Below are 19,518 nucleotides of genomic sequence, written 5' to 3' on the forward strand. Positions count from 1 at the left end.
GCGCTACTCCGCAGCCAGTTTCACCGGCTGCGCACCAATGCCGGCAATTTCGGCAATCACCTGTCGCAGAACACTGGAAAACGCCGTGAAATTGGAATTCGGCGTAATCTTTTCCTCGTCCATGTAAAGCGCACGGTCGACCTCGATCTGGACGGCATGCCGCTGCTGCCCCGGGCGGCCATAGGTCTGGGTGACATAGGCTCCCGCAAAAGGCGCATTTCTCACCACGTTCAAACCGGCCGCGACAAAGGCCGCCTCGATCCGGTCCACGATTTCGCCCGAGGCCGAGGCGCCAAAGCGATCGCCCAGCACAATCTCGGGCCGTTTGCTCTGCGCAGTGCTGGCCATGGCAACGGCCTCACGAGGCATTGAATGACAATCAACCAGTATCGCCTGACCAAAGATCTCGTGCGCTTCGGTCAGCAGCGACTTCAACCGGGCGTGATAGGGCCGCCAGTAGGTATCGATCCGCAATCGTGCCTCGTCCATCGTCAGCTTGCCCCTGTAGATCGCCCGCCCATTTGCCACAACGCGCGGGATCACACCCAGTCCGGACGCCACACGCGGATTGTGCCCATGCCTGCGGGCACCTTGAATAAGCGCCGGATCCAATTCATCTGCGCTGCGGTTGAGATCCAGATAAGCGCGCGGCATAGCAGCCGCAATCAACGGTGCACCGAACTCCGCGGCCGGCGCGAACAACAGATCGACGAACGCATCCTCTGACGATCGAATCGCATTCTGTTTCAGAACGGTGCGCTTCAAAAGGGCATCAGGATAGTCTCGCCCACTATGCGGGGACGAAAAGACCGCGCACGAGCTTCGGTTTGCGGGCATATCCAAATTGTAGGCTGCGGTCTGCATGGTCCCTCCGTCTTCGCATTCAACATAGACTGGAAAATTGTTCTTCCAAACCCCTTGAACCCCTTTGCGACTCCTTTTATAGAGCCCGCTACCGGCGCGGAGTTCCGCGCCCCATTTCGTTGTGGGGCAGGGGTCGCAAAGGTTCGTGGGCGGTTAGCTCAGCGGTAGAGCACTTCGTTGACATCGAAGGGGTCACAAGTTCGATCCTTGTACCGCCCACCATCTATTCGCTGTTCCGGACGCCCGGGACACCCGCTAACCCAGGCGCTGCCCACTTCGCAGATGAAGGCGCCGCAGGAATTGGAGACGGACCATGAAGGTCAAGAACTCGCTCCGCTCGCTCAAGAACCGGCACCGTGACTGCCGGGTTGTGCGTCGCAAGGGCCGCGTCTATGTGATCAACAAGACACAGCGCAGGTTCAAAGCGCGTCAGGGCTGAGAACAGCACACGCAGATTCGAAAGAACCGCGCCGACCAAGCGCGGTTTTTTTGTGACCCGGATCATCCAGACAAACCATCCGGAGATCGCACGGTACCGCTCTCGGCTGACCTTAGCCTTCTCAGTTCAAAACCGCAGCGCGCCTCTTTAGGCGCATGGTGCGACCGTCCCGAATACTTAGCCCCATCAATGTGAGATTGATTGCCCCCGCGATCAACTCCACGGCCTGAACGGCAACAAAGCTGGTGTCGAACGACCCAGCATTTGCCTTTGAACTGAGAAAGAACGCGGCCGGGACAAGGACCAGCAGACCGTTCGCGGCAATAATCGGCATGCGCCTCCTCTTTGCCATCGCAGGTTTATCCTTGCGGCGCCGTCCCATCGACATCCCGGTTGCACCCACAATTGCCATCGCCGGGATCAGGATCAACAGTCCGTATAGGATCATAGATTTGACCGCCGCAACGATGTCGTGCGTTCCGAATAGCTCGCTTAAGACCGTCGAGGTCCAAAAGGTCAGGATCATCACAAACCCGATTACTCCGGCGACTGGGTGTATTCTTCTCAGCATTTCCTTGCTCCGGTTTTGACGGTAAACCCTGCGTGCTCCATCACGCAAAGGGGCGTTTGGCCATTTAATATAGCAAGCTATATATATTTGCATAGCAAGCTATTCAAGTATTAGACTTTGGCATGGAACTCAGAAAAGAAGATTCAGCTGGATATCTCGTAAATCACATGGCGCGGTTGTTTGCCCGGGAATTGCAGCATCAGATTTCGCCCCTGGGCATCGTTGTCGGACAGTTCCCGGTTCTGCTGGAGCTGTGGCACAAGGACGGCGTGTCGCAAAAGGATCTGTTGAAAAAGATCGATGTCGAGCAGGCGACACTGGCAAATACACTCAATCGCATGGAGCGTGACGGCCTGATCAAACGCACAAGGAACCCGACCGATGCCAGGACTCAGCACATCTGGCTGACAGAAAAGGCGGCTGTATTGCGGGATAGTGCATACACATGCGCGCAAAGCGTGAACGCAGATGCCCTGCGTGTTTTGAATGCCTCTGAACAAGAGCGATTCATGGATTTCATGCGCCGGGTGATTGCCGGCCTTCAAAGCCCATAACCCTGGAAAATAACAGTTGTGCAGATTTAACGGATCTGACTTGCCACACTGCTTCGAGGTTGGCGGATGAACGCATGCGGCCTTTTGACCAACTAAATCTATCGGATTTGCTTGAATCTCCTCTGGAATCGTTTAATTGAGCAAATCAGTCGGATTAATATCCGCGCGAACAAAAATGTTGGGAGAAACTATGCTGAAATCCTCGACCTGTATTGCCGTTGCCATGACGGCACTGATTGCCACCTCGGCGGCCGCCGAAGGTGAGCTGAACCTGTATTCGTCACGTCACTACGACACAGACGAACGTCTGTATTCCGATTTCGAAGAGGCGACCGGGATCAAAATCAACCGTATTGAAGGCAAGGCCGATGAGCTGATCGCTCGTATGGAAGCCGAAGGCGCAAACTCGCCCGCTGACGTTCTGCTCACCGTCGACACGTCGCGTCTTGAGCGCGCCAAAGACGCAGGCGTGCTGCAGTCGATCGACAGTGCAGTCCTCGAAGAGCGTATCCCCGCAAACCTGCAAGACAGCGACAACCAGTGGTTTGGCTTCTCGCAGCGTGCGCGCATTCTGTTCTACGACAAGAACGACGTGAGCGAGCCGCCGCAAACCTACGCCGAACTGGCCGACCCTAAATACAAAGGTCAGGTTTGCATCCGTTCAGGCACCAATGTCTACAGCCAGACCATCCTGGCAGCGATCATCGAACATGCCGGTGCTGACGCCGCGAAAGACTGGGCTGAAGGCGTTGTTGCAAACTTTGCCCGCGATCCGCAGGGCGGCGATACCGATCAGCTGCGTGGCATCGTTTCCGGTGAGTGCGACATCGCGATGTCCAACACCTATTACTTTGCCCGCGCGATCCGCAAAGACGTGGACGGCGTCTCTGCTGAACGTGACATGATCGGCTGGGTCTTCCCGGATCAGGACGGCAACGGGTCGCACATGAACCTGTCTGGTGGCGGCGTTGCGGCAAACGCACCGAACAAAGACAACGCCATCAAGTTCCTGGAGTATCTGGCGAGCGATCAGGCTCAGCAGTACTTCTCGGCCGGTAACGACGAATACCCGGCAGTCGAAGGCGTTGCCATTTCGGCGTCTGTTACTGAATTGGGTGACTTCAAAGGTGACAGCGTCGACCTGTCAGCCGTTGCGAAGAACGTGCCCGAAGCACAGAAAATCTTTAACGAGGTCGGCTGGAAGTAAATTCCAACCCTCTCCGAGCAGTGTAAGGGTGCAGAGGTTTCTGCACCCTTTTTTGTTGTGGGCCTAATTATTTTGGGTATATTTCTCATATTAGGAACAGATTCTCGTATGTGATCTATGCTTGAAGCCCTCTCAACCCGACTTGCAGCACGCCTTTACGAACTACGCCACAGGCACGGATGGTCGCTGGATCAACTGGCGGACCGCAGCAAGATCAGCCGCGCCACCCTGTCGCGTATGGAAAAAGGCGAGGTCAGCCCGACAGCAGAAAATCTGGGCCGACTATGCGCAGCGTATGGTTTGCCGATGTCCCGGTTGCTGATGATGGTCGAAGACGGCTTTGACCCCAAGGTTCCTTTTGAACGGCAGTTGGAATGGACTGACCCTGAGACTGGGTTCACCCGCCGATCTGTTTCACCTCCGGCCAATGGGCTGACCGGTGAGGTTCTGGAGTGCCATTTGCCACGTGACACGGTGATCACCTATGAGACGCCCCCCAAGCCCGGGCAGGAGCATCACCTGATCCTGTTGGACGGTGGGCTGACGCTTACCGTTGATGGCACGCCACACGCGCTCAGCGGTGGGGATTGCCTGCGCTATCACCTGTCTGGGCCGACACGATTTGAAACAGGCGCCAACCGTGGCGCGCGCTACCTGCTGGTGTTGATATGATCACCCGATTGACGACTGCCTATTTTGAAGACGCGGTGGATGACCTGACGGATATTCTGCACGCCTGTGTTCAGACGGGGGCCAGCATCGGCTTTGTCCTGCCATTTGCACCCGAGGACGCCAGAACCTATTGGCAGGATAAAGTGCGTCCAGATCTGCTCTCGGGGGCGTTGGACCTGTTCGTGGTTTACGGCGAGGGTCAAATCCAAGGAACCGTGCAACTGATCCCCGCAAACATGCCCAACCAGCCGCATCGGGCGGATGTGGCAAAACTGCTTGTTCATCCGAACGCCAGACGGCGCGGTCTGGCGCGCGCGCTGATGCAGGCGCTGACTGAACGGGCCGAGCATCTGGGCCGGACGCTGCTGGTTCTGGACACACGCAGTTCAGATCCATCGCGCCTTTTGTACCAGAGCCTTGGATTTCAGATTGCGGGCGAGATTCCGAATTATTGCCTTAATCCGTTTGAGGACCGGTTTGAACCAACGACATATATGTACAAGGATCTCAATTAGTCTTCCTGGAAGCGCCAGCGTTGGCGTTGGGCCTGTGCAATGGCCATCCTATTCCGCAGCCGTGACCTTCTCAGGAAACTTGTTGGGCAACAATCCTAGCGATTGGGCCTGATGCACGTCCGCCAAAAGGTCGCGTTCTGCCGCGGCAAACAAGTCCTCAGGATCGTTCAACACAAAGTATCCCATCTGGTGCATGTCGATCCGATACGGCGTGCGAAGAATGGTGAGAATATCAAACTCATCCCGATCCGGGATGTCACTGGTGACCGCGTAAACGAGTTCAGTCGGGGAAGAGGCAAGCCCGGACCCAAGCGCCTTGATCTCGCCATCCTGACGGCGCAGGCCGAACTCAATCGAGAACCAATAAAGCCGGATCAGCCAGGAATAGTCCGCAGCATCGGCTCGGACACCGGCGCGGCCGATTGCATGGCTGAACGCCGCAAATCGAGGATCGCTCAACAACGGTGTATGCCCGAAGATCTCGTGAAAGATATCGGGCTCTTCGATGTAGTCGAAATCCTCGCGCGAGCGAATGAAGGACGCCGCAGGAAAGACCCGATCTGCCAGCATGCCAAAGAAGGTCTTGAACCCGATCAGTGCTGGAACCGGTTGTACGCGCCACCCGGTCATGTCCATCAACCGGTCAGAGATGTCGGCGCAGGAAGGCACAGCCGTTTTAGGCAGGTCCAGCCGCGTCAACCCGTCGATGTATTCGCGCGCCATATAGCGCTGCACATTCTCTTCCTGAGCGGCATAGAGGTCTGCCCAAACGGCATCCTCTTCGGTGGTATAGTCAATATGGCCGCGCTCATCGGCCACTTTGGCAGTGTATTTGGTTGATTTTGGCATGGGGATCCTCCTGCTTGTAGACAGGATACCCCTTAATTCCGAAGCGTTTCGTTTGGAAATTGAAAGAAACGCAGTTATCTTGGCATAAACATATCGAAACCTGAGAGAATTCGGAAAGAATGCTTCAATCAGCCGATATCGCCATCTTGCGTGAATTGCAGATCAGTGGCCGGCTTTCGATGCAGGAGTTGGCGGAGCGAACGGGACTGTCCGCCTCGCAATGCTGGCGGCGCGTTCGTGATCTGGAGGCATCCGGCGTGGTTTCCGGTTACCGCGCGCAGGTCGCGGCCAAGGCTGTTGGGTTGAACGCTATTGCCTATGTTCACGTGGCTCTGCGCGACCATCAAGAAGACAGTATCTCCGACTTCCTGCGCCTTGTGGAAACCGAACCGCAGATTGTCGAATGCGCGTCAATCACCGGAGATCATGATTTCATTCTCAAGGTCTACGCCAAGACTCCGGAAGATCTGGAGATGTTCATCATGCAGCGCCTGCTAAAATCCGGACTTGTCCGCGACACCCGCAGCAATTTTGTTCTGCGTCAGACCAAAACGCGCGGGCCTTTACCGATCCTCTGAATTGCGGCGCAGCGTCCAGACCCCTATTCAGCCGCCACCAATTTGTGCACTGCAACGGACTTATCCGGACCGGCGGTGTCGCTTGCCAACCCTTCCCGGAACCGCCCACGGTAAACCAGCGCAAACATGGGCGGTGTGAAGTAGAAGGAAACAACCGTCGACAGCAACACGCCGCCAGCAATCGCAACTGCGAATGGCGGCCAGAAGGCGCCCCCGTCCAAAATCAGCGGCAGGAACCCACCGAACGTGGTAACGGTTGTCGAGATGATGTGGCGGCTGGATCCTGTGACCACGCGCGCCATGGCCGCGCGATCTCCGCGACTGGCCTGCGGGTCTTGCTGCAGGCCGGTCAGGATGATGATGGCAGCATTGATCGAAACACCGATTGACCCGATCACACCGATAATCGCCTGAATGCCAAAGGGAAACTGCATAACGGCCAGCGATAACATCGATAGCCCCGCCGACAGGACGCAGACAACCAAGGTCACCAGTGTCAGCCGGAACGAATTGAACGTCAGCACGATGGTCGCGATCGACAGGGTAACGATCAGCCCGACCGACGCCATCAGGTTTCCGACCGTGTTCGACCGCGCATCACTATCGCCGCCTAAAGAGATTGAGTACCCCTGAGGCAACGCAAAGCCCGATGCATCCAGAGCCTCCAACACGTCCTGCAAAGCTTCTTCCGGCAAAACGCCCGGCACGATGAAGGCCTGGATCGTGTTCTCGCGCACGCCATCCGTACGGGTGATCACACTTTCCGCAGGTTCAATGACAGGCTTGGCCAGTTCTGACAGAGGCACTGCGGGGAATGAACCGGTCGCCGAGATCGCCGGCGCATTTGGCAACAGAATGGGCATGCTGGCAATTGCGCTGAGGTCGGATCGCACATCCTCACCCAAACGCACACGCACGGGCAGTTGTTCCGTCCCCTCGATCAATGACCCGCCGGTGACCCCGACAAGGGCGGTGTCCAGCTGCGCTGCGATATCCGTGACATCCAGGCCCAACAAACGGGCTTTGACCTCGTCGATTTCAAAACGGATCTGCGGGTTGCCACCGTTCACGCTAGCGCGAGCTTGGGTTACGAGATCAAGATTGGCCATCACGGACCGGACCTCATCCCCGAGGTTGCGCAAGACTGTGATGTCTTGTCCCTGAATCTTGACCTCAACCGGCGCGGCGACCGGCGGCCCCTGCACGAGGTTCCGGACGATGATCTGAGCATCGGGGAAATCGGTATCCAGCCGCGTCTGCAACTCTCCGACAAGGCGCGCGGCATCGGCATCGGTTTCAGTTGTGATCATGGCCTGTGCAAAACCCGGCTCACGCGACCGGTTGCCGACAATATTGTAGTAGAAAGCCGGGCCTGACTCCCCAACGGTCCAGTAGACGCTTTTGACCCCAGAGTCGGTCAGCAGCATTTCGTCGATCTGGTTAGCTGTGGTCCGGGTTGTTGCGATGGACGTGCCCCCGGGCATGTCAACTTCGATGTAGAACTGGTTGCGGTCCACGCCGGGAAAGAACTGTGCCGTCAGGGTCGGGAACGCCGCAAACCCCAAAACCGGCAAGATCAGGGCCACTGCAATGGACCGTATCGGATTGGCGACGGACAATCGGATCGAAGCCTCAAACAGACGGCCAAGGGGGGGAATGCGGATACCCTGGCTCAGCATTCCGGCGTCAGATTTGCTCGACAGAACCCAGCCTGCGATGGCCGGTGTCACTGTCAAAGCGACAAACAAAGACCAGACCAGCATCAAAACCACGGCGATGGCGATGGCGCCGACAAAATCCCCGGCAGGCCCCGGCAGCAGGATCATCGGCATGAACGCCAAGGCGGTTGTTACGGTCGACGCCAAAAGGGGTGCCGCCAGACGGCGCACCGCATCCCGAACGGCCGCGATACGCTCCATCCCGTCCTGAAGGCGGCGCCGGATCTCGTCCGTCATGACAATTGCCGCGTCCACCAACAAACCCAACGCAACGATCAATCCGGTGACGGACATCTGGTGGATTGGCAGTCCGATCATGTTCATGGTCGCAAGCGTCGCCAAGGACACAACAGGTAGTACGAGCGCCACAATGGCTGCCGCCCTGACGCCCAGCGTCACGAACAGCACCGCCACCACCAATGCGACGCCGATGGCCATGTTGATCCCAACCTCAGTCAGGCGATCGGTTGTGTATCCACTTTGATCAAACAGCAGCATTTCCTGAATGCCCAAGGGGACGGCATCGGCACCAGCAGTAAGCTCATCGCGCACGAACCCCATCCAGCGGTCAATCTGAACGCCGTCTTGCGCCAGCACGCCGATCAAAACTGCGGGCATCCCATTGGCCACAGCGATGGCCGATTGCGGCATACGGGCTCCACGGTCGACAACTGCGATGTCACCGAGCAGGACAACTGCGCCTTCGGTGCTTTCGCGCAGAACGATGTTCCGAATGCGATCCAGTGTTTCGATTTCGCCGCTGATATTGATGGTCAGATCAACATCAGATTGCAGCCGACCGGACTGGATCTTGCCATCCGCCTCGGCAATACGCTGCGAGATTTCCGTCGCGCTCAGGCCCAATGCCGTGGCCTTGTCCATATCGACGCTGACCAGAATCTCTTCCTCGGGCTGCCCGAAATAGTCCACTGCGCGGGTCGCAGGAATTGCCCGCAGCCTGTCGCCTAGTGCTTCGGCATGGCGGGACAGAAGCGTAACGGGATAATCCGCGCTTTCTGCCGCGACCGCTATGACGGCTGAGTAAGCCGAGACACCTTCGGCGTCGAATTCAGGTGGCAGAACACCTGCCGGAAAGTTCTGCGCTGCATCATCGACGGCGTCGCGCGCTTCGGACCAGACCTGCTCGATGGTTGCTTCGTCCAGCGTCTCCAGCAATTCGACCGACACCACGGACACGCCCGATCTGGAAACCGAACTGATTTCGTCCACCTCGGCGATCTTTCGCAACTCTTCTTCTATTTCTGCTGTCACCAGAGCCTCGACCCGCTCCGGGTCAGCCCCCGGAAATTGCGTGGTGACCGTTGCAAACAGGTTGGTGATTGTAGGGTCTTCCTGACGGCCCAGCGACAGGAAAGAAGACAGCCCGGCAGAGACAAGGACCAGAATGATCAGAGCGACCAGCCGTGGGTGACGAAAGGTAAGCGTTTCCATCTGCCCGCTCCGTCACTCGGTCATTTCAAAGGCAACACGCTGCCCGACGGTCACCCGTTGCGGACCCTGGTCGATCAGAACCGTTCCATCCGGAAAGGCACCGCGCACAAAGACACGCTCGTCTTCCGCATGCAGCACTTCGACTGTCGCCACGCGCACCGTTTTTTGCGGATCGGCAACAAGCAGGGTCCACCTGCCCCGGGTCCCTTCTTTAAGAGATGTCGTCGGTACCCACGTACCCGCGCTTTCAACCGGTTGACGAATGTGGACGCGCGCAGTCTGACCAAACGCGACGTCGACGCCATTCTGCAGATCGAAGAGGGCGGTTCGTGTACGCGTCAGCGGATCAATGTCGGGCCGCAGCGTTGCCAAGCTTGCAGTCAGTCGCTCACCACCGATTTCGATCTCCACCTCCGACAACAGCATCGGATCCACATCCAGCGGAATACCGATCCGAACCTGTGGCGATACAACTTCGACCATGCCTAGGACAAGATCACCGGGTCGCAGGGTTTCTCCTCCATCTACATGACGGGCCGCCACACGACCGGCAAATGGGGCCTCGATGCTGGATTTTTCGATCCGCACTGTCACGTCCTGAAGGGCGGCATCAAGCTCACCCATTCGCGACATCAATTCGTCCTGCTGGGCCACCGCTTCGTCCAGACGCGCCTGGCTGGTGAACCCCTGCTCGATAAGTTTCGCGTTCCGTTCAACAGTTTTTTGCGCAAACACCAATTGCGCTTCGACGGCGTCGCGAGAAGCGGTCAAGCGGTCGCGCTCAACGTCCAGCAAGGCGACGTCGAGGGTCGCTAACAGCTGCCCTTTCGCAACTCCATCGCCTTCGTCGACAAGTATCTTATCCAGCGTTCCGCTTAGTTCGAATGAGATGTCGGCGGACCGCTGGGCTTCGACCTGGCCGATAAATACACGATCTATCGAATAGCCGGTTTCCTGAGTGATCGGCGTTGCAGACACAGGTGTTACTGCGGCCGCGTCGGGCGCAGGCACAGCGTCGGCCCGACGTGTCAATTCCGAGGCCCCGAAATGAACCGCAGCGGCGGCGGCGGCTATGACACCGAGGGTCAGACCAAACCGCACGCCACCACGGAAGAGGCGCGCCAAGAGGCTGCGCTTGGGCTGCGTTGAGGGAGACTTTGCAGGTTCCGACATTTCAGGGCCTCGTTAAGTTAGCGTCTCTAACATATGTTAGTTCTTCTCACTTTGACAAGGTATACGCGATCTGCCACATGTTGGATCATGACGAGCAACGAAAAAAATCAGGCATTGCGCACAAAGAAGAGGCATCAGGCAGCCATTAAGAAGGGCTACCATCACGGGGACCTGCGCGCGGCTCTTATCGACGCGACGCGGCAATTGGTTGAGGAAAAAGGTCCAGACACCTTCTCGGTTTCCGACGCCTGTAAACTGGCGGGCGTTTCGACGGCGGCACCCTACAAACATTTCAAAGATAAAACAGAAATGCTGGTTGCGGTGGTTTTAGGAGGTATGGCGCGGCACCGCGAAAACACACTCGCTGCGCTGGAGGGCATCCCCGAAGCAACTCCTGAGCGCATCACGGCGATTGGGATGGAGTATGTGGCCTTTGCCATTCGGGAACCCGGCGTATTCCGATTGAAATTCGGGGGATTCACCGATCGCATTACGGATCCGCGCCTCGAAGATGCAGGCCAACAGGTTTTTGGAATCCTGCTTTCTGAAGTCGCGAAATGCCTGGGAGAGTCGGAAGTCACCGATGAGGTGCGCCGTCGTGGCTTTCTGTTATGGAGTTTCGTTCACGGCCTGTCCTTTATCCTGCGCGATCATGGTCTTGCAGAAAAAGCCGCTGCTTTCGATTTGCATGACATGTTGGAAGACGTAGCTGAACGTATGCTCAGCTGACCGGCACAGGTCTGGCCGGGATTGCCCTGAGGATTGCTGATGTGGCCCGTCCTCCACTACGGAACGCCGACGGGACCACTCAGCGAAAGCTTCTGGACCCGTCTTTCAGTCCGAGCAAAACGGCCTAGAAATCCAAATTCTCGACACTCAGAGCGTTTTGCTGGATGAACTCACGGCGGGGTTCGACCACGTCACCCATGAGCTTGGTGAACAGATCATCTGCTTCGACCATGTCATCTACACGCACTTGCAGCAACGTACGCGCATCCGGGTCGAGCGTCGTTTCCCACAGCTGATCCGGGTTCATCTCGCCCAGACCTTTGTAGCGCTGCAAGGACAGGCCCTTTTCACCCTCTTCCAGAATGGCGCGCTGCAAATCCAGAGGGCCGTGGATCACCTGGCTGCGGTCACGCCGGATCAGGGTTGCCGACGTGTTGTAAATCTCCTGAAGGCTTTGCGTGAAGCTGCCGGTCTTGCGCGCCTCACCTGATCGGAGCATCGGGCCGTCCAGCGTGCGAACCTCTTCGACACCGCGCAAGATGCGGGCCAGGCGGATGCCATGGTCCTGTGTGATACGGCCCTGCCAACCGCGTTCGTATTCCAACGCGATAAGGTCCAGCCGCGCGGCGACCTTGTCGGCCACGCCCTGCAGGTCGGCGTCCACCGCGCCGGGGACAAAAGCACCGGCGACGGCGGCTTGTTCCAGAATGTGACGCGGATAGTGCGTTGGGAAAGCATCCAGAACGCGTTTCAACTGACGGGCTTCATCCACTACGCGGGTCAAATCCTGGCCGATGATTTCCTCACCAGACCCGAGCTGCAGCACGGCACCCTCGACCCCCTGATTGATCAGGTAGTCGTCCAGCGCGGCTTGGTCCTTCAGATAGACCTCGGACTTGCCGCGAGATACTTTGTAGAGAGGTGGCTGCGCGATATAGAGATATCCGCCTTCTATCAGTTCGGGCATCTGCCGGTAGAAGAAGGTCAGCAACAACGTCCGAATGTGCGCGCCGTCCACGTCCGCATCGGTCATGATCACGATCTTGTGGTACCGCAGCTTTTCGATGTTGAACTCATCGCGGCCAATGCCGGTGCCCAGCGCCATGACGAGGTTGCCAATCTCTTGAGACGACAGCATCCGGTCAAACCGTGCGCGTTCGACGTTCAGGATTTTTCCACGCAGTGGCAGAACGGCCTGGGTCAGCCGGTCACGCCCGGTCTGAGCTGAGCCACCCGCCGAGTCCCCCTCAACGAGGAACACTTCGGTCTTGGACGGATCTTTTTCGGAACAGTCTTTCAGCTTCCCGGCCAGATAGTTCACATCCATTGCCGTCTTGCGACGGGTCAGTTCACGGGCTTTCCGGGCTGCTTCGCGGGCCAGAGCGGCCTCGATGATCTTGCCGACAATGATCTTGGCCTCATTTGGGTTCTCTTCGAACCATTCGGCCAATTTCTCATTCATCAGACTTTCAACTGCCGGGCGCACCTCGGAACTGACCAGCTTGTCCTTGGTCTGGGATGAGAATTTCGGGTCAGGCACTTTGACCGACAACACGCAGGTCAGACCCTCGCGCGCATCATCGCCGGTGAAACTGACCTTTTCCTTCTTCGCGATGCCGCTGGACTGTGCGTAGTTGTTGATCGTCCGCGTCAGGGCACCCCGGAAGCCCGCTACGTGCGTACCCCCATCGCGCTGGGGGATGTTGTTGGTGAAGGGCAGAACCGTCTCGTGATAGCTGTCATTCCACCACATGGCGATTTCAACGCCGATCTCATCCCGTTCGCCCTTGATGTAGATCGGTTCCGGCATGGCCGCCGTTTTTGAGCGATCCAGATACTTAACGAACTCCTTGACGCCGCCTTCGTAGAACAGCTCGGTTTCCAGGCGTTCCGCCGGACGTTCGTCGATCAGAATGATGCGCACGCCCGAGTTCAGGAAGGCCAGTTCGCGAAGACGTTTTTCCAGCGTCTCGAAAGAGTATTCCAGATTCGAAAACGTGTTGGTCGAGGCCAAGAATCGCACCTCGGTCCCGGTGCGGCCGCCAGCCTCGCCCACAACTTTCAGATGCTCCGCCGTCTCGCCACCTTCAAAGCGCGCAACGTGCTCTTTTCCGGCCCGCCATATGCGCAACTCCAGCCAATCTGATAAAGCGTTGACCACCGAAACACCCACACCGTGCAGACCGCCCGACACTTTGTACGAGTTGCTGTCAAACTTCCCGCCCGCATGCAGTTGGGTCATAATGACCTCGGCGGCGGAAACGCCTTCTTCGGGGTGCGTATCGACCGGAATTCCGCGCCCATTGTCGCTTACCGATACGCTGGAATCGGCGTGGATTTTTACGGTGACATGGTCGGCGTGGCCGGCCAATGCCTCATCAATTCCATTGTCGACGACCTCATACACCATGTGGTGCAGGCCAGAGCCGTCGTCCGTGTCCCCGATATACATACCGGGGCGCTTGCGAACAGCCTCTAAGCCTTTGAGAACTTTAATGGAATCTGCGCCGTATTCTTGCGGTGCCTGTGCGTCTTCGGACATGCCGTTAGTACCTTTATTATTTTGCTATCTTATACGTTCTCTGGTGGGGAATGTCACGCGATCCCCCAATATTTTGTGTTTGAGATTGGTCTTTTGTGCGGCGTCAGAGACGATCAATATCCGCTGCAATATCCGCAGCTATGGCGAAGGCATCCACATCATCGCGTTCCGCAGACAGCCGCAGCCCCAACAGGTCAGACTGATAGCGCGTTGCCAACCGCTCCGGGTCGTGTTCAGGGCCGATCTCGCCTGCCTGCTGGGCTCTCCGGAACAGGGTGGAAAAGCAGGCTTTCATCTCAGCCATATGCGCTCCTGCCTTTTCGGCCAGTTCGTGATCCTTTGCCTGCAACTCCGCATAAGTCTTGGCCAACATACACGCTTTGGCGGGCAGCCCCGCAGCCTCGACCACCAGCCGGGGCTGCGCCTGCAAAGCCGCCTTGGGGCCCAGTTCCTCTGCCAGTGCAGTCATGCGCGCGACGCCTTCCTGCGCATAGCGTTCTAGCGCCAGCGCATAAAGCGCATCCTTGGACCCAAAAGCTGCGTAAAAGCTGCCTGGCTTTAGTTTCAGTTCTCGCTCGAGATCCTTCAACGAGGTGCCAGCCCAACCCTGACGCCAGAAGATATCTCTGGCTTGGTCGATCAGAGCCTCTCGGTCATATGCAGGTTTTCGGGGCATTGGCTTCACCAATTCTTGAACGTTTGCTCAAATATATACTTGAGTGATCGCTCAATAAACCCTAAATACGACCCGTCGCACCAGAAACAGGAGTTCCGACATGGCAAATTTCCCCTCTCACGATCTCGAATCCGCCCCGGAAGGATCCAAACCACTGCTGGAAAAATCTCAGGCCGCCTTTGGCCGGCTGCCGGGTCTGCACAAGGTCATGTCCGAAAGCCCTCAGCATCTGGAAGGCTACCAGGTCTTGCATCATCTCTTTCTGAAAACCGATTTCGACAATGACGAAAAGACCGTCGTTTGGCAGACCATCAATGTGGAAAACGAATGCCACTACTGCGTTCCGGCCCATACGGGTATCGCCAAGATGATGAAAGTGTCGGACGAGATCACCGAAGCCCTGCGCAATGAAACCCCGCTGCCCAATGCCAAGCTGGAAGCACTGCGTACGTTCACGCTGCAGATGATGCAAACACGCGGCAATGTCACCGAAGAACAGTTGCAGGCGTTTTTTGATGCTGGCTATTCACACCGGGCGGTGCTGGACGTCGTGTTGGGCCTCGCGCAGAAAACCATGTCGAACTACGTCAACCATATGGCACAGACACCCGTTGACGAAGTCATGCGGGGCTTTCTCTGGGAACGCAAAGTGGCCGAAACCGCTTAAGAGGTCACGACCGAGCCCTCATCGCTTTCGGCGACGGAAAACAGCTGGGCACGTTCACCCAGTTCCGCAAACAACTCAGGCCCGGTGCCCGTCATCCAGGCCTGAGCCCCCAAAGCACATATCTCATCATAAAGCGCGGCGCGGCGATCAGCGTCCAGATGGGCTGCAACCTCATCCAACAGTACGATCGGCGGCGCGCCGATCAACCCAGCCAAAGCCCGGGCGTTGGACAGGATCAGCGAGACCAGCAGCGCTTTTTGCTCGCCGGTTGAACAATCGCGCGCGGGCACGCCTTTTGCGGCAAACACACCGTACAGATCGGTTCGGTGCGGCCCGACCAGAGTACGACCGGCTGCCAGATCGCGAAACCGGCTTTCCGCCAATGCCTCTTGCAGGTCATCGACTGTCGCAGGCATTTCGCCTTCGGTCTGCACCAATTCCAGCTCTGCCGACGGAAACGCGGTTTCTGCCTTGGCTTGCGCGCCCCTGATATGATCCAAAGCTGCCATCCGCGCCGCGTGGATCTGATGACCCGTCTCGGCCAGTTGCCCTTCCAGAGCCGCATACCAATGGGCGTCCCGCACCTGTTCTTTAAGCAGCCGATTGCGTTCCCGCATCGCTTTTTCGTATGTCAGCGAGGTCTCGGCATGTGCGGGATCAAAGCTCAGGGCGATCCGGTCTAAAAATCGGCGGCGTCCCTCGGCACCTTCGATCCACAAACGATCCATCGACGGGATCAGCCAAACAACCCGCGCCAGTTTGCCCAAATCGATCTGACTGGCGGTCTTGCCATCAATCCGCACCTGCCGCGCCGCGCCCCCTTCGGACCAGGTTTCGATTTCGGATATCTGCCCCTGCGCCTGGAGCACACAAGTCAATTTCCAACCAAGCGCCTCAGGGCGACGCGTCATCTCTGCCGCGCTGGCCCGCCGCAATCCGCGACCGGGGGAAAACAGTGAAACCGCCTCAAGGATATTGGTCTTGCCTGCACCATTCAGCCCATAGAGCGCAACCGGGCGCCGGTCCAAGGCAAGACGCGCCAACTTGTGCGACCGGAAATGTGAGACCGTCAGCTCGGTCAGGGCCAATGCCATGACCCCTCCCTTCATCTTTTTACAAATACTCGCGCCGCAGGCATCGCGCGCCAGCGCGATCAGACGCGCATTGGCATGACGACATAAACCGCGCTCTGGTCATTGCCCTCGCGCATCAATGTCGGATCGCCCGCCGAATTGAACAGGAACACCGCGTTTTCGCGATCGACCTGAGACGCGATCTCCAGCAGGTATTTGGCGTTAAAGCCGATTTCCAGCCGCTCGTCGCCGTAGGCAACCGCCAGTTCTTCTTCGGCGGCACCGCTGTCAGGCGCGTTGACGGACAGCACCAGTTTGTCCCCGTCCAATTGCAGCTTTACCGCGCGCGAGCGTTCCGAGGAAACGGTTGCGACCCGATCCACCGCCTGCGCAAACTCTGCCGCGTCCACTTCCATCTTGCGGGTGTTGCCCTGCGGAATGACGCGGGTGTAGTCGGGAAAGGTTCCGTCGATCACCTTGGAGGTGAGTGTAATATCCGGCGTCGCAAAGCGTACTTTGGTTTCGCTGACCGATACGGCGATGTCCATTTCATCATCGTCCAGCAGCTTGCGCAACTCGCCCACGGTTTTGCGCGGGACGATGACGCCGGGCATGTCTGCGGCACCCACGGGGCAGTCCGCGTCGATCCGCGCCAGGCGGTGCCCGTCTGTTGCCACGCAGCGCAGAACTTCTCCACCGTCGGACCCTTCGGTGACATGCATATAGACGCCGTTCAGGTAATAGCGGGTCTCTTCGGTCGAAATCGCGAATTTCGACTTGTCGAACAGCCGACGCAAGAGGGCTGCCGTCGCCGTGAAATTCGACTGATACTCCGAGGATGCCATGACCGGAAAATCCTCTTTCGGCAGGGTCGCCAGTGAGAAATTCGACCGACCGGCCTCAACCGTCAGACGCCCCGCCGCACTGTCCGCCGTCAGGGTCACCAATGCCCCGTCCGGCAGCTTGCGCACAATTTCATGCAGGGTCGTTGCGGCAACAGTTGTGGCCCCGGCTTTCTCAACCTGCGCAGGCGCTTTGTCGACCACTTCGATATCCAAATCCGTGGCCCGGAACTGCACTTGATCGCCTTCGGCCTCGATCAGCACATTGGCCAGGATCGGAATTGTGTTGCGGCGTTCCACAACGGATTGGGCCTGCGAAACGGCCTTGAGAAGGGCGGCGCGTTCGATGCTGATCTTCATACCCTCAATTCCTCTGACTTGAGTGCTTACATGGGCGGGACTGGAACGTTAGCGGTTCAGCCCTGAGGCACAAGGATTTTTTACGGATTTCTGGGTTGGAAAGGCCACAGCGTCAAGGGGCACATTGTCCATCCGGTACAGTTCCTGGGCAACCGTGGGCAATACCGCACATGAATGCGCCCCGGTTGTGGTTCCGGGGCGTTTCACGCGTGTCAGAGGCTGGACACTCAGGCTTCCAGCGACCGCCTTAGCATTTCAACATCCTCGGCGATCTGACCATCGGTCAGCTTCAGTTCTTCGATCCGCTTGACACCATGCATGACAGTTGTGTGGTCGCGCCCACCAAAACGGCGGCCAATCTCGGGCAGCGACCGGCTGGTCAGTTGCTTGCACAGATACATCGCCACTTGGCGTGGACGGGCGTATGAGCGCAGGCGCTTGGGCCCGATGATATCGCTGAGCCGGATGTTGTAGTAATCCGAGACTTTGCGCTGGATCTCTTCGACGGTGATTTTGCGTTCGGAGGCGCGCAGTACGTCTGCCAGACAATCCTGGGTCAGTTCCATGTCGATCTCGCGTCCAACCAGAGACGCGAAGGCAAACAGCCGTGTCAATGCGCCCTCAAGCACACGCACATTGGTCGAGATGCGATGGGCGAGGAACTCCAGCACGCCGTCGGCGATAACCAGATCCGGGTACGTGTTGCTGTAATGCTGCACCTTGTTCTGCAGAATACCCAAACGCAACTCGTAGTCGGTTGGATGCAGATCCACGACCAGACCACATTGCAGGCGCGATTTCACTCGGTCCTCAAGGTCCTTGATCTCGCCCGGTGCACGATCCGCGGAGATGATGATCTGCTTATTCTGGTCCACAAGCGCATTGAATGTATGAAAGAACTCTTCCTGCGTGGAATCCTTGCCGGCGATGAACTGCACATCATCGACCATCAACACGTCGACCGAACGGAACAGATGTTTGAAATCCATCATGCGGCGTTCGCGCAAGGCTTGCACAAACCTGTACATGAACTGTTCAGCCGACAGATAGAGCACGTTCAATTCGGGATGCTTGGTTTTCAACTCCCACGCAATGGCATGCATCAGGTGGGTTTTACCCAGGCCGACGCCGCCATACAGCACCAGCGGATTGAACGTGACGGGGCCGCCTTCGGAAACGCGGCGCGCCGCAGCATGCGCCAGTTCATTGGGTTTGCCGACGACAAAACTGTCGAACGTAAATCGAGAATCCAGCGGTGCGGCCTGCAATGAGTCCAATGCGTCTTGCGGATTATCCACTTGCGGCACAACACCTACCTCCCGGGTCGCTTCAGATGAGGGCTCGGTCACGCGCGTGGGCTGAGCCGGCGAATTGGCGGCGACACGAAAAGCCAGTCGCTGCACCGTTTCGCCCGAGGTGTTGAGTTCATACAAAATGAGGTCGGCAAAGTTCTGGCTGACATAGTTGCCCATGAAATTGGTCGGCACCGAAAACACGGCTACACCGTCCTGCAACTCCTGAAATTCCAGAGGTTCAATCCAGGTGGTGTAGTTGTTCCGACCAATGGTCTTCAGCAGCTTGTTACGCAGTAGTCCCCATTTCTCTTGTGTCATTCAGCGCCTCACGCATCCCATTCTTTATTGGCCTGTCGGCCTTATTAACTGTGTCCCGGTCGCCCGGATTATGAATTCACACGCAAAAAGGGTTCCTCTCGCCAAACCAAATCGTTCAGCGGGTTTCCTTCTTCAACTCTGCGCTGCCTGATCCTGGAAACGCCCCAAAACAAGGGTGCCCCGGAGATCGGGTTGCGCATCGCAATCATTTTTCGACAGGGCCAAGATCTTCGGTTGTCCCGAGACCTGAAGCAGATCGGCAGCCCGGCTTTTACCGGTTGACGACAATCGTCCCGCAATCGTCCTGATGCCCGTCAGGGTGATTGCTGGGACCGCCTGTCCCCCCAAGCGAGTGAATCGCTGGATCAGTGGTAACAAGAGCAAGCGGGGCGCGGCAACGAAACTCTGATATTGACTCGGCACT

18 protein-coding genes and 1 tRNA gene are annotated in these 19,518 nt (G+C 57.6%); 9 read left to right on the forward strand and 10 right to left on the reverse strand.

Annotated features, from left to right (window positions below; all coding sequences use genetic code 11):
* Positions 1 to 3: 3 nt before the first annotated feature.
* A complete protein-coding gene (locus ACR3ES_RS01285) occupies positions 4 to 864 on the reverse strand; it encodes an N-formylglutamate amidohydrolase (protein ID WP_170430690.1) in 861 nt (286 codons plus the stop codon).
* Between the two features lie 147 nt (positions 865 to 1,011).
* Between ACR3ES_RS01285 and ACR3ES_RS01290 the strand changes: the two genes are divergently transcribed.
* Positions 1,012 to 1,086, forward strand: a tRNA-Val gene (locus ACR3ES_RS01290).
* Positions 1,087 to 1,177: 91 nt separating this feature from the next.
* The gene (ykgO, locus tag ACR3ES_RS01295; RefSeq protein ID WP_008562923.1) at positions 1,178 to 1,303 is read left to right on the forward strand and encodes a type B 50S ribosomal protein L36; all 126 of its coding nucleotides are present in this window, start codon (positions 1,178 to 1,180) and stop codon (positions 1,301 to 1,303) included.
* A gap of 121 nt (positions 1,304 to 1,424) precedes the next feature.
* On the opposite strand, the gene ACR3ES_RS01300 is transcribed toward ykgO, so the two are convergent.
* Positions 1,425 to 1,874, reverse strand: a complete 450-nt coding sequence (locus tag ACR3ES_RS01300) for a hypothetical protein (protein WP_170430688.1) — start codon at positions 1,872 to 1,874, stop codon at positions 1,425 to 1,427.
* 122 nt (positions 1,875 to 1,996) lie between these two features.
* Between ACR3ES_RS01300 and ACR3ES_RS01305 the strand changes: the two genes are divergently transcribed.
* The 4 genes from ACR3ES_RS01305 (at position 1,997) to ACR3ES_RS01320 (ending at position 4,822) form a co-directional block, all read left to right on the forward strand.
* On the forward strand, positions 1,997 to 2,428 hold the full coding sequence (locus ACR3ES_RS01305) for a MarR family winged helix-turn-helix transcriptional regulator (RefSeq protein WP_170430686.1): 432 nt from the start codon (positions 1,997 to 1,999) through the stop codon (positions 2,426 to 2,428).
* A 190-nt stretch (positions 2,429 to 2,618) separates the two neighbouring features.
* Positions 2,619 to 3,635 carry a Fe(3+) ABC transporter substrate-binding protein gene (locus ACR3ES_RS01310; RefSeq protein ID WP_170430684.1) on the forward strand — a complete coding sequence of 339 codons (1,017 nt, stop codon included), beginning with the start codon at positions 2,619 to 2,621 and terminating at the stop codon, positions 3,633 to 3,635.
* 117 nt (positions 3,636 to 3,752) lie between these two features.
* Complete coding sequence (locus ACR3ES_RS01315; RefSeq protein ID WP_170430681.1) at positions 3,753 to 4,307, forward strand: helix-turn-helix transcriptional regulator; 555 nt, start codon at positions 3,753 to 3,755, stop codon at positions 4,305 to 4,307.
* Positions 4,304 to 4,822, forward strand: coding sequence for a GNAT family N-acetyltransferase (locus ACR3ES_RS01320; RefSeq protein ID WP_170430679.1), 519 nt, complete (start codon positions 4,304 to 4,306; stop codon positions 4,820 to 4,822). Before ACR3ES_RS01315 ends, ACR3ES_RS01320 begins: the two co-directional genes overlap by 4 nt.
* A gap of 48 nt (positions 4,823 to 4,870) precedes the next feature.
* On the opposite strand, the gene ACR3ES_RS01325 is transcribed toward ACR3ES_RS01320, so the two are convergent.
* Positions 4,871 to 5,671, reverse strand: a complete 801-nt coding sequence (locus tag ACR3ES_RS01325; RefSeq protein WP_170430677.1) for a phenylalanine 4-monooxygenase — start codon at positions 5,669 to 5,671, stop codon at positions 4,871 to 4,873.
* Between the two features lie 119 nt (positions 5,672 to 5,790).
* On the opposite strand from ACR3ES_RS01325, the gene ACR3ES_RS01330 reads away from it, so the two are divergent.
* On the forward strand, positions 5,791 to 6,249 hold the full coding sequence (locus ACR3ES_RS01330; protein WP_170430675.1) for an Lrp/AsnC family transcriptional regulator: 459 nt from the start codon (positions 5,791 to 5,793) through the stop codon (positions 6,247 to 6,249).
* Positions 6,250 to 6,272: 23 nt separating this feature from the next.
* Here the strand turns inward: ACR3ES_RS01330 and ACR3ES_RS01335 are convergent, their stop codons facing one another.
* Entirely contained in the window at positions 6,273 to 9,419 is a 3,147-nt protein-coding gene (locus ACR3ES_RS01335; RefSeq protein WP_480424665.1) for an efflux RND transporter permease subunit, read from the reverse strand.
* Between the two features lie 12 nt (positions 9,420 to 9,431).
* Entirely contained in the window at positions 9,432 to 10,592 is a 1,161-nt protein-coding gene (locus tag ACR3ES_RS01340) for an efflux RND transporter periplasmic adaptor subunit (protein WP_170430671.1), read from the reverse strand.
* An 87-nt stretch (positions 10,593 to 10,679) separates the two neighbouring features.
* On the opposite strand from ACR3ES_RS01340, the gene ACR3ES_RS01345 reads away from it, so the two are divergent.
* Entirely contained in the window at positions 10,680 to 11,321 is a 642-nt protein-coding gene (locus tag ACR3ES_RS01345) for a TetR/AcrR family transcriptional regulator (protein WP_480424666.1), read from the forward strand.
* A 124-nt stretch (positions 11,322 to 11,445) separates the two neighbouring features.
* Here the strand turns inward: ACR3ES_RS01345 and gyrB are convergent, their stop codons facing one another.
* The gene (gyrB, locus tag ACR3ES_RS01350) at positions 11,446 to 13,863 is read right to left on the reverse strand and encodes a DNA topoisomerase (ATP-hydrolyzing) subunit B (protein WP_480424668.1); all 2,418 of its coding nucleotides are present in this window, start codon (positions 13,861 to 13,863) and stop codon (positions 11,446 to 11,448) included.
* A 103-nt stretch (positions 13,864 to 13,966) separates the two neighbouring features.
* Positions 13,967 to 14,539, reverse strand: a complete 573-nt coding sequence (locus ACR3ES_RS01355) for a TetR/AcrR family transcriptional regulator (protein WP_170430666.1) — start codon at positions 14,537 to 14,539, stop codon at positions 13,967 to 13,969.
* Between the two features lie 100 nt (positions 14,540 to 14,639).
* Between ACR3ES_RS01355 and ACR3ES_RS01360 the strand changes: the two genes are divergently transcribed.
* The gene (locus ACR3ES_RS01360; protein WP_170430663.1) at positions 14,640 to 15,206 is read left to right on the forward strand and encodes a carboxymuconolactone decarboxylase family protein; all 567 of its coding nucleotides are present in this window, start codon (positions 14,640 to 14,642) and stop codon (positions 15,204 to 15,206) included.
* Here ACR3ES_RS01360 and recF read toward each other — a convergent pair.
* The 3 genes from recF to dnaA all read right to left on the reverse strand — a co-directional run bounded on the left by recF (position 15,203) and on the right by dnaA (position 19,094).
* Complete coding sequence (gene recF, locus ACR3ES_RS01365; protein ID WP_170430662.1) at positions 15,203 to 16,300, reverse strand: DNA replication/repair protein RecF; 1,098 nt, start codon at positions 16,298 to 16,300, stop codon at positions 15,203 to 15,205. The genes ACR3ES_RS01360 and recF overlap by 4 nt on opposite strands.
* Before the next feature lie 59 nt (positions 16,301 to 16,359).
* Positions 16,360 to 17,481, reverse strand: a complete 1,122-nt coding sequence (gene dnaN / locus ACR3ES_RS01370; protein WP_170430660.1) for a DNA polymerase III subunit beta — start codon at positions 17,479 to 17,481, stop codon at positions 16,360 to 16,362.
* A 227-nt stretch (positions 17,482 to 17,708) separates the two neighbouring features.
* Positions 17,709 to 19,094: a chromosomal replication initiator protein DnaA gene (gene dnaA, locus ACR3ES_RS01375; RefSeq protein ID WP_170430658.1), complete on the reverse strand. Its 1,386-nt coding sequence runs from the start codon at positions 19,092 to 19,094 to the stop codon at positions 17,709 to 17,711.
* Between the last annotated feature and the right edge of the window lie 424 nt (positions 19,095 to 19,518).

This window comes from Ruegeria sp. B1 (assembly GCF_056535885.1).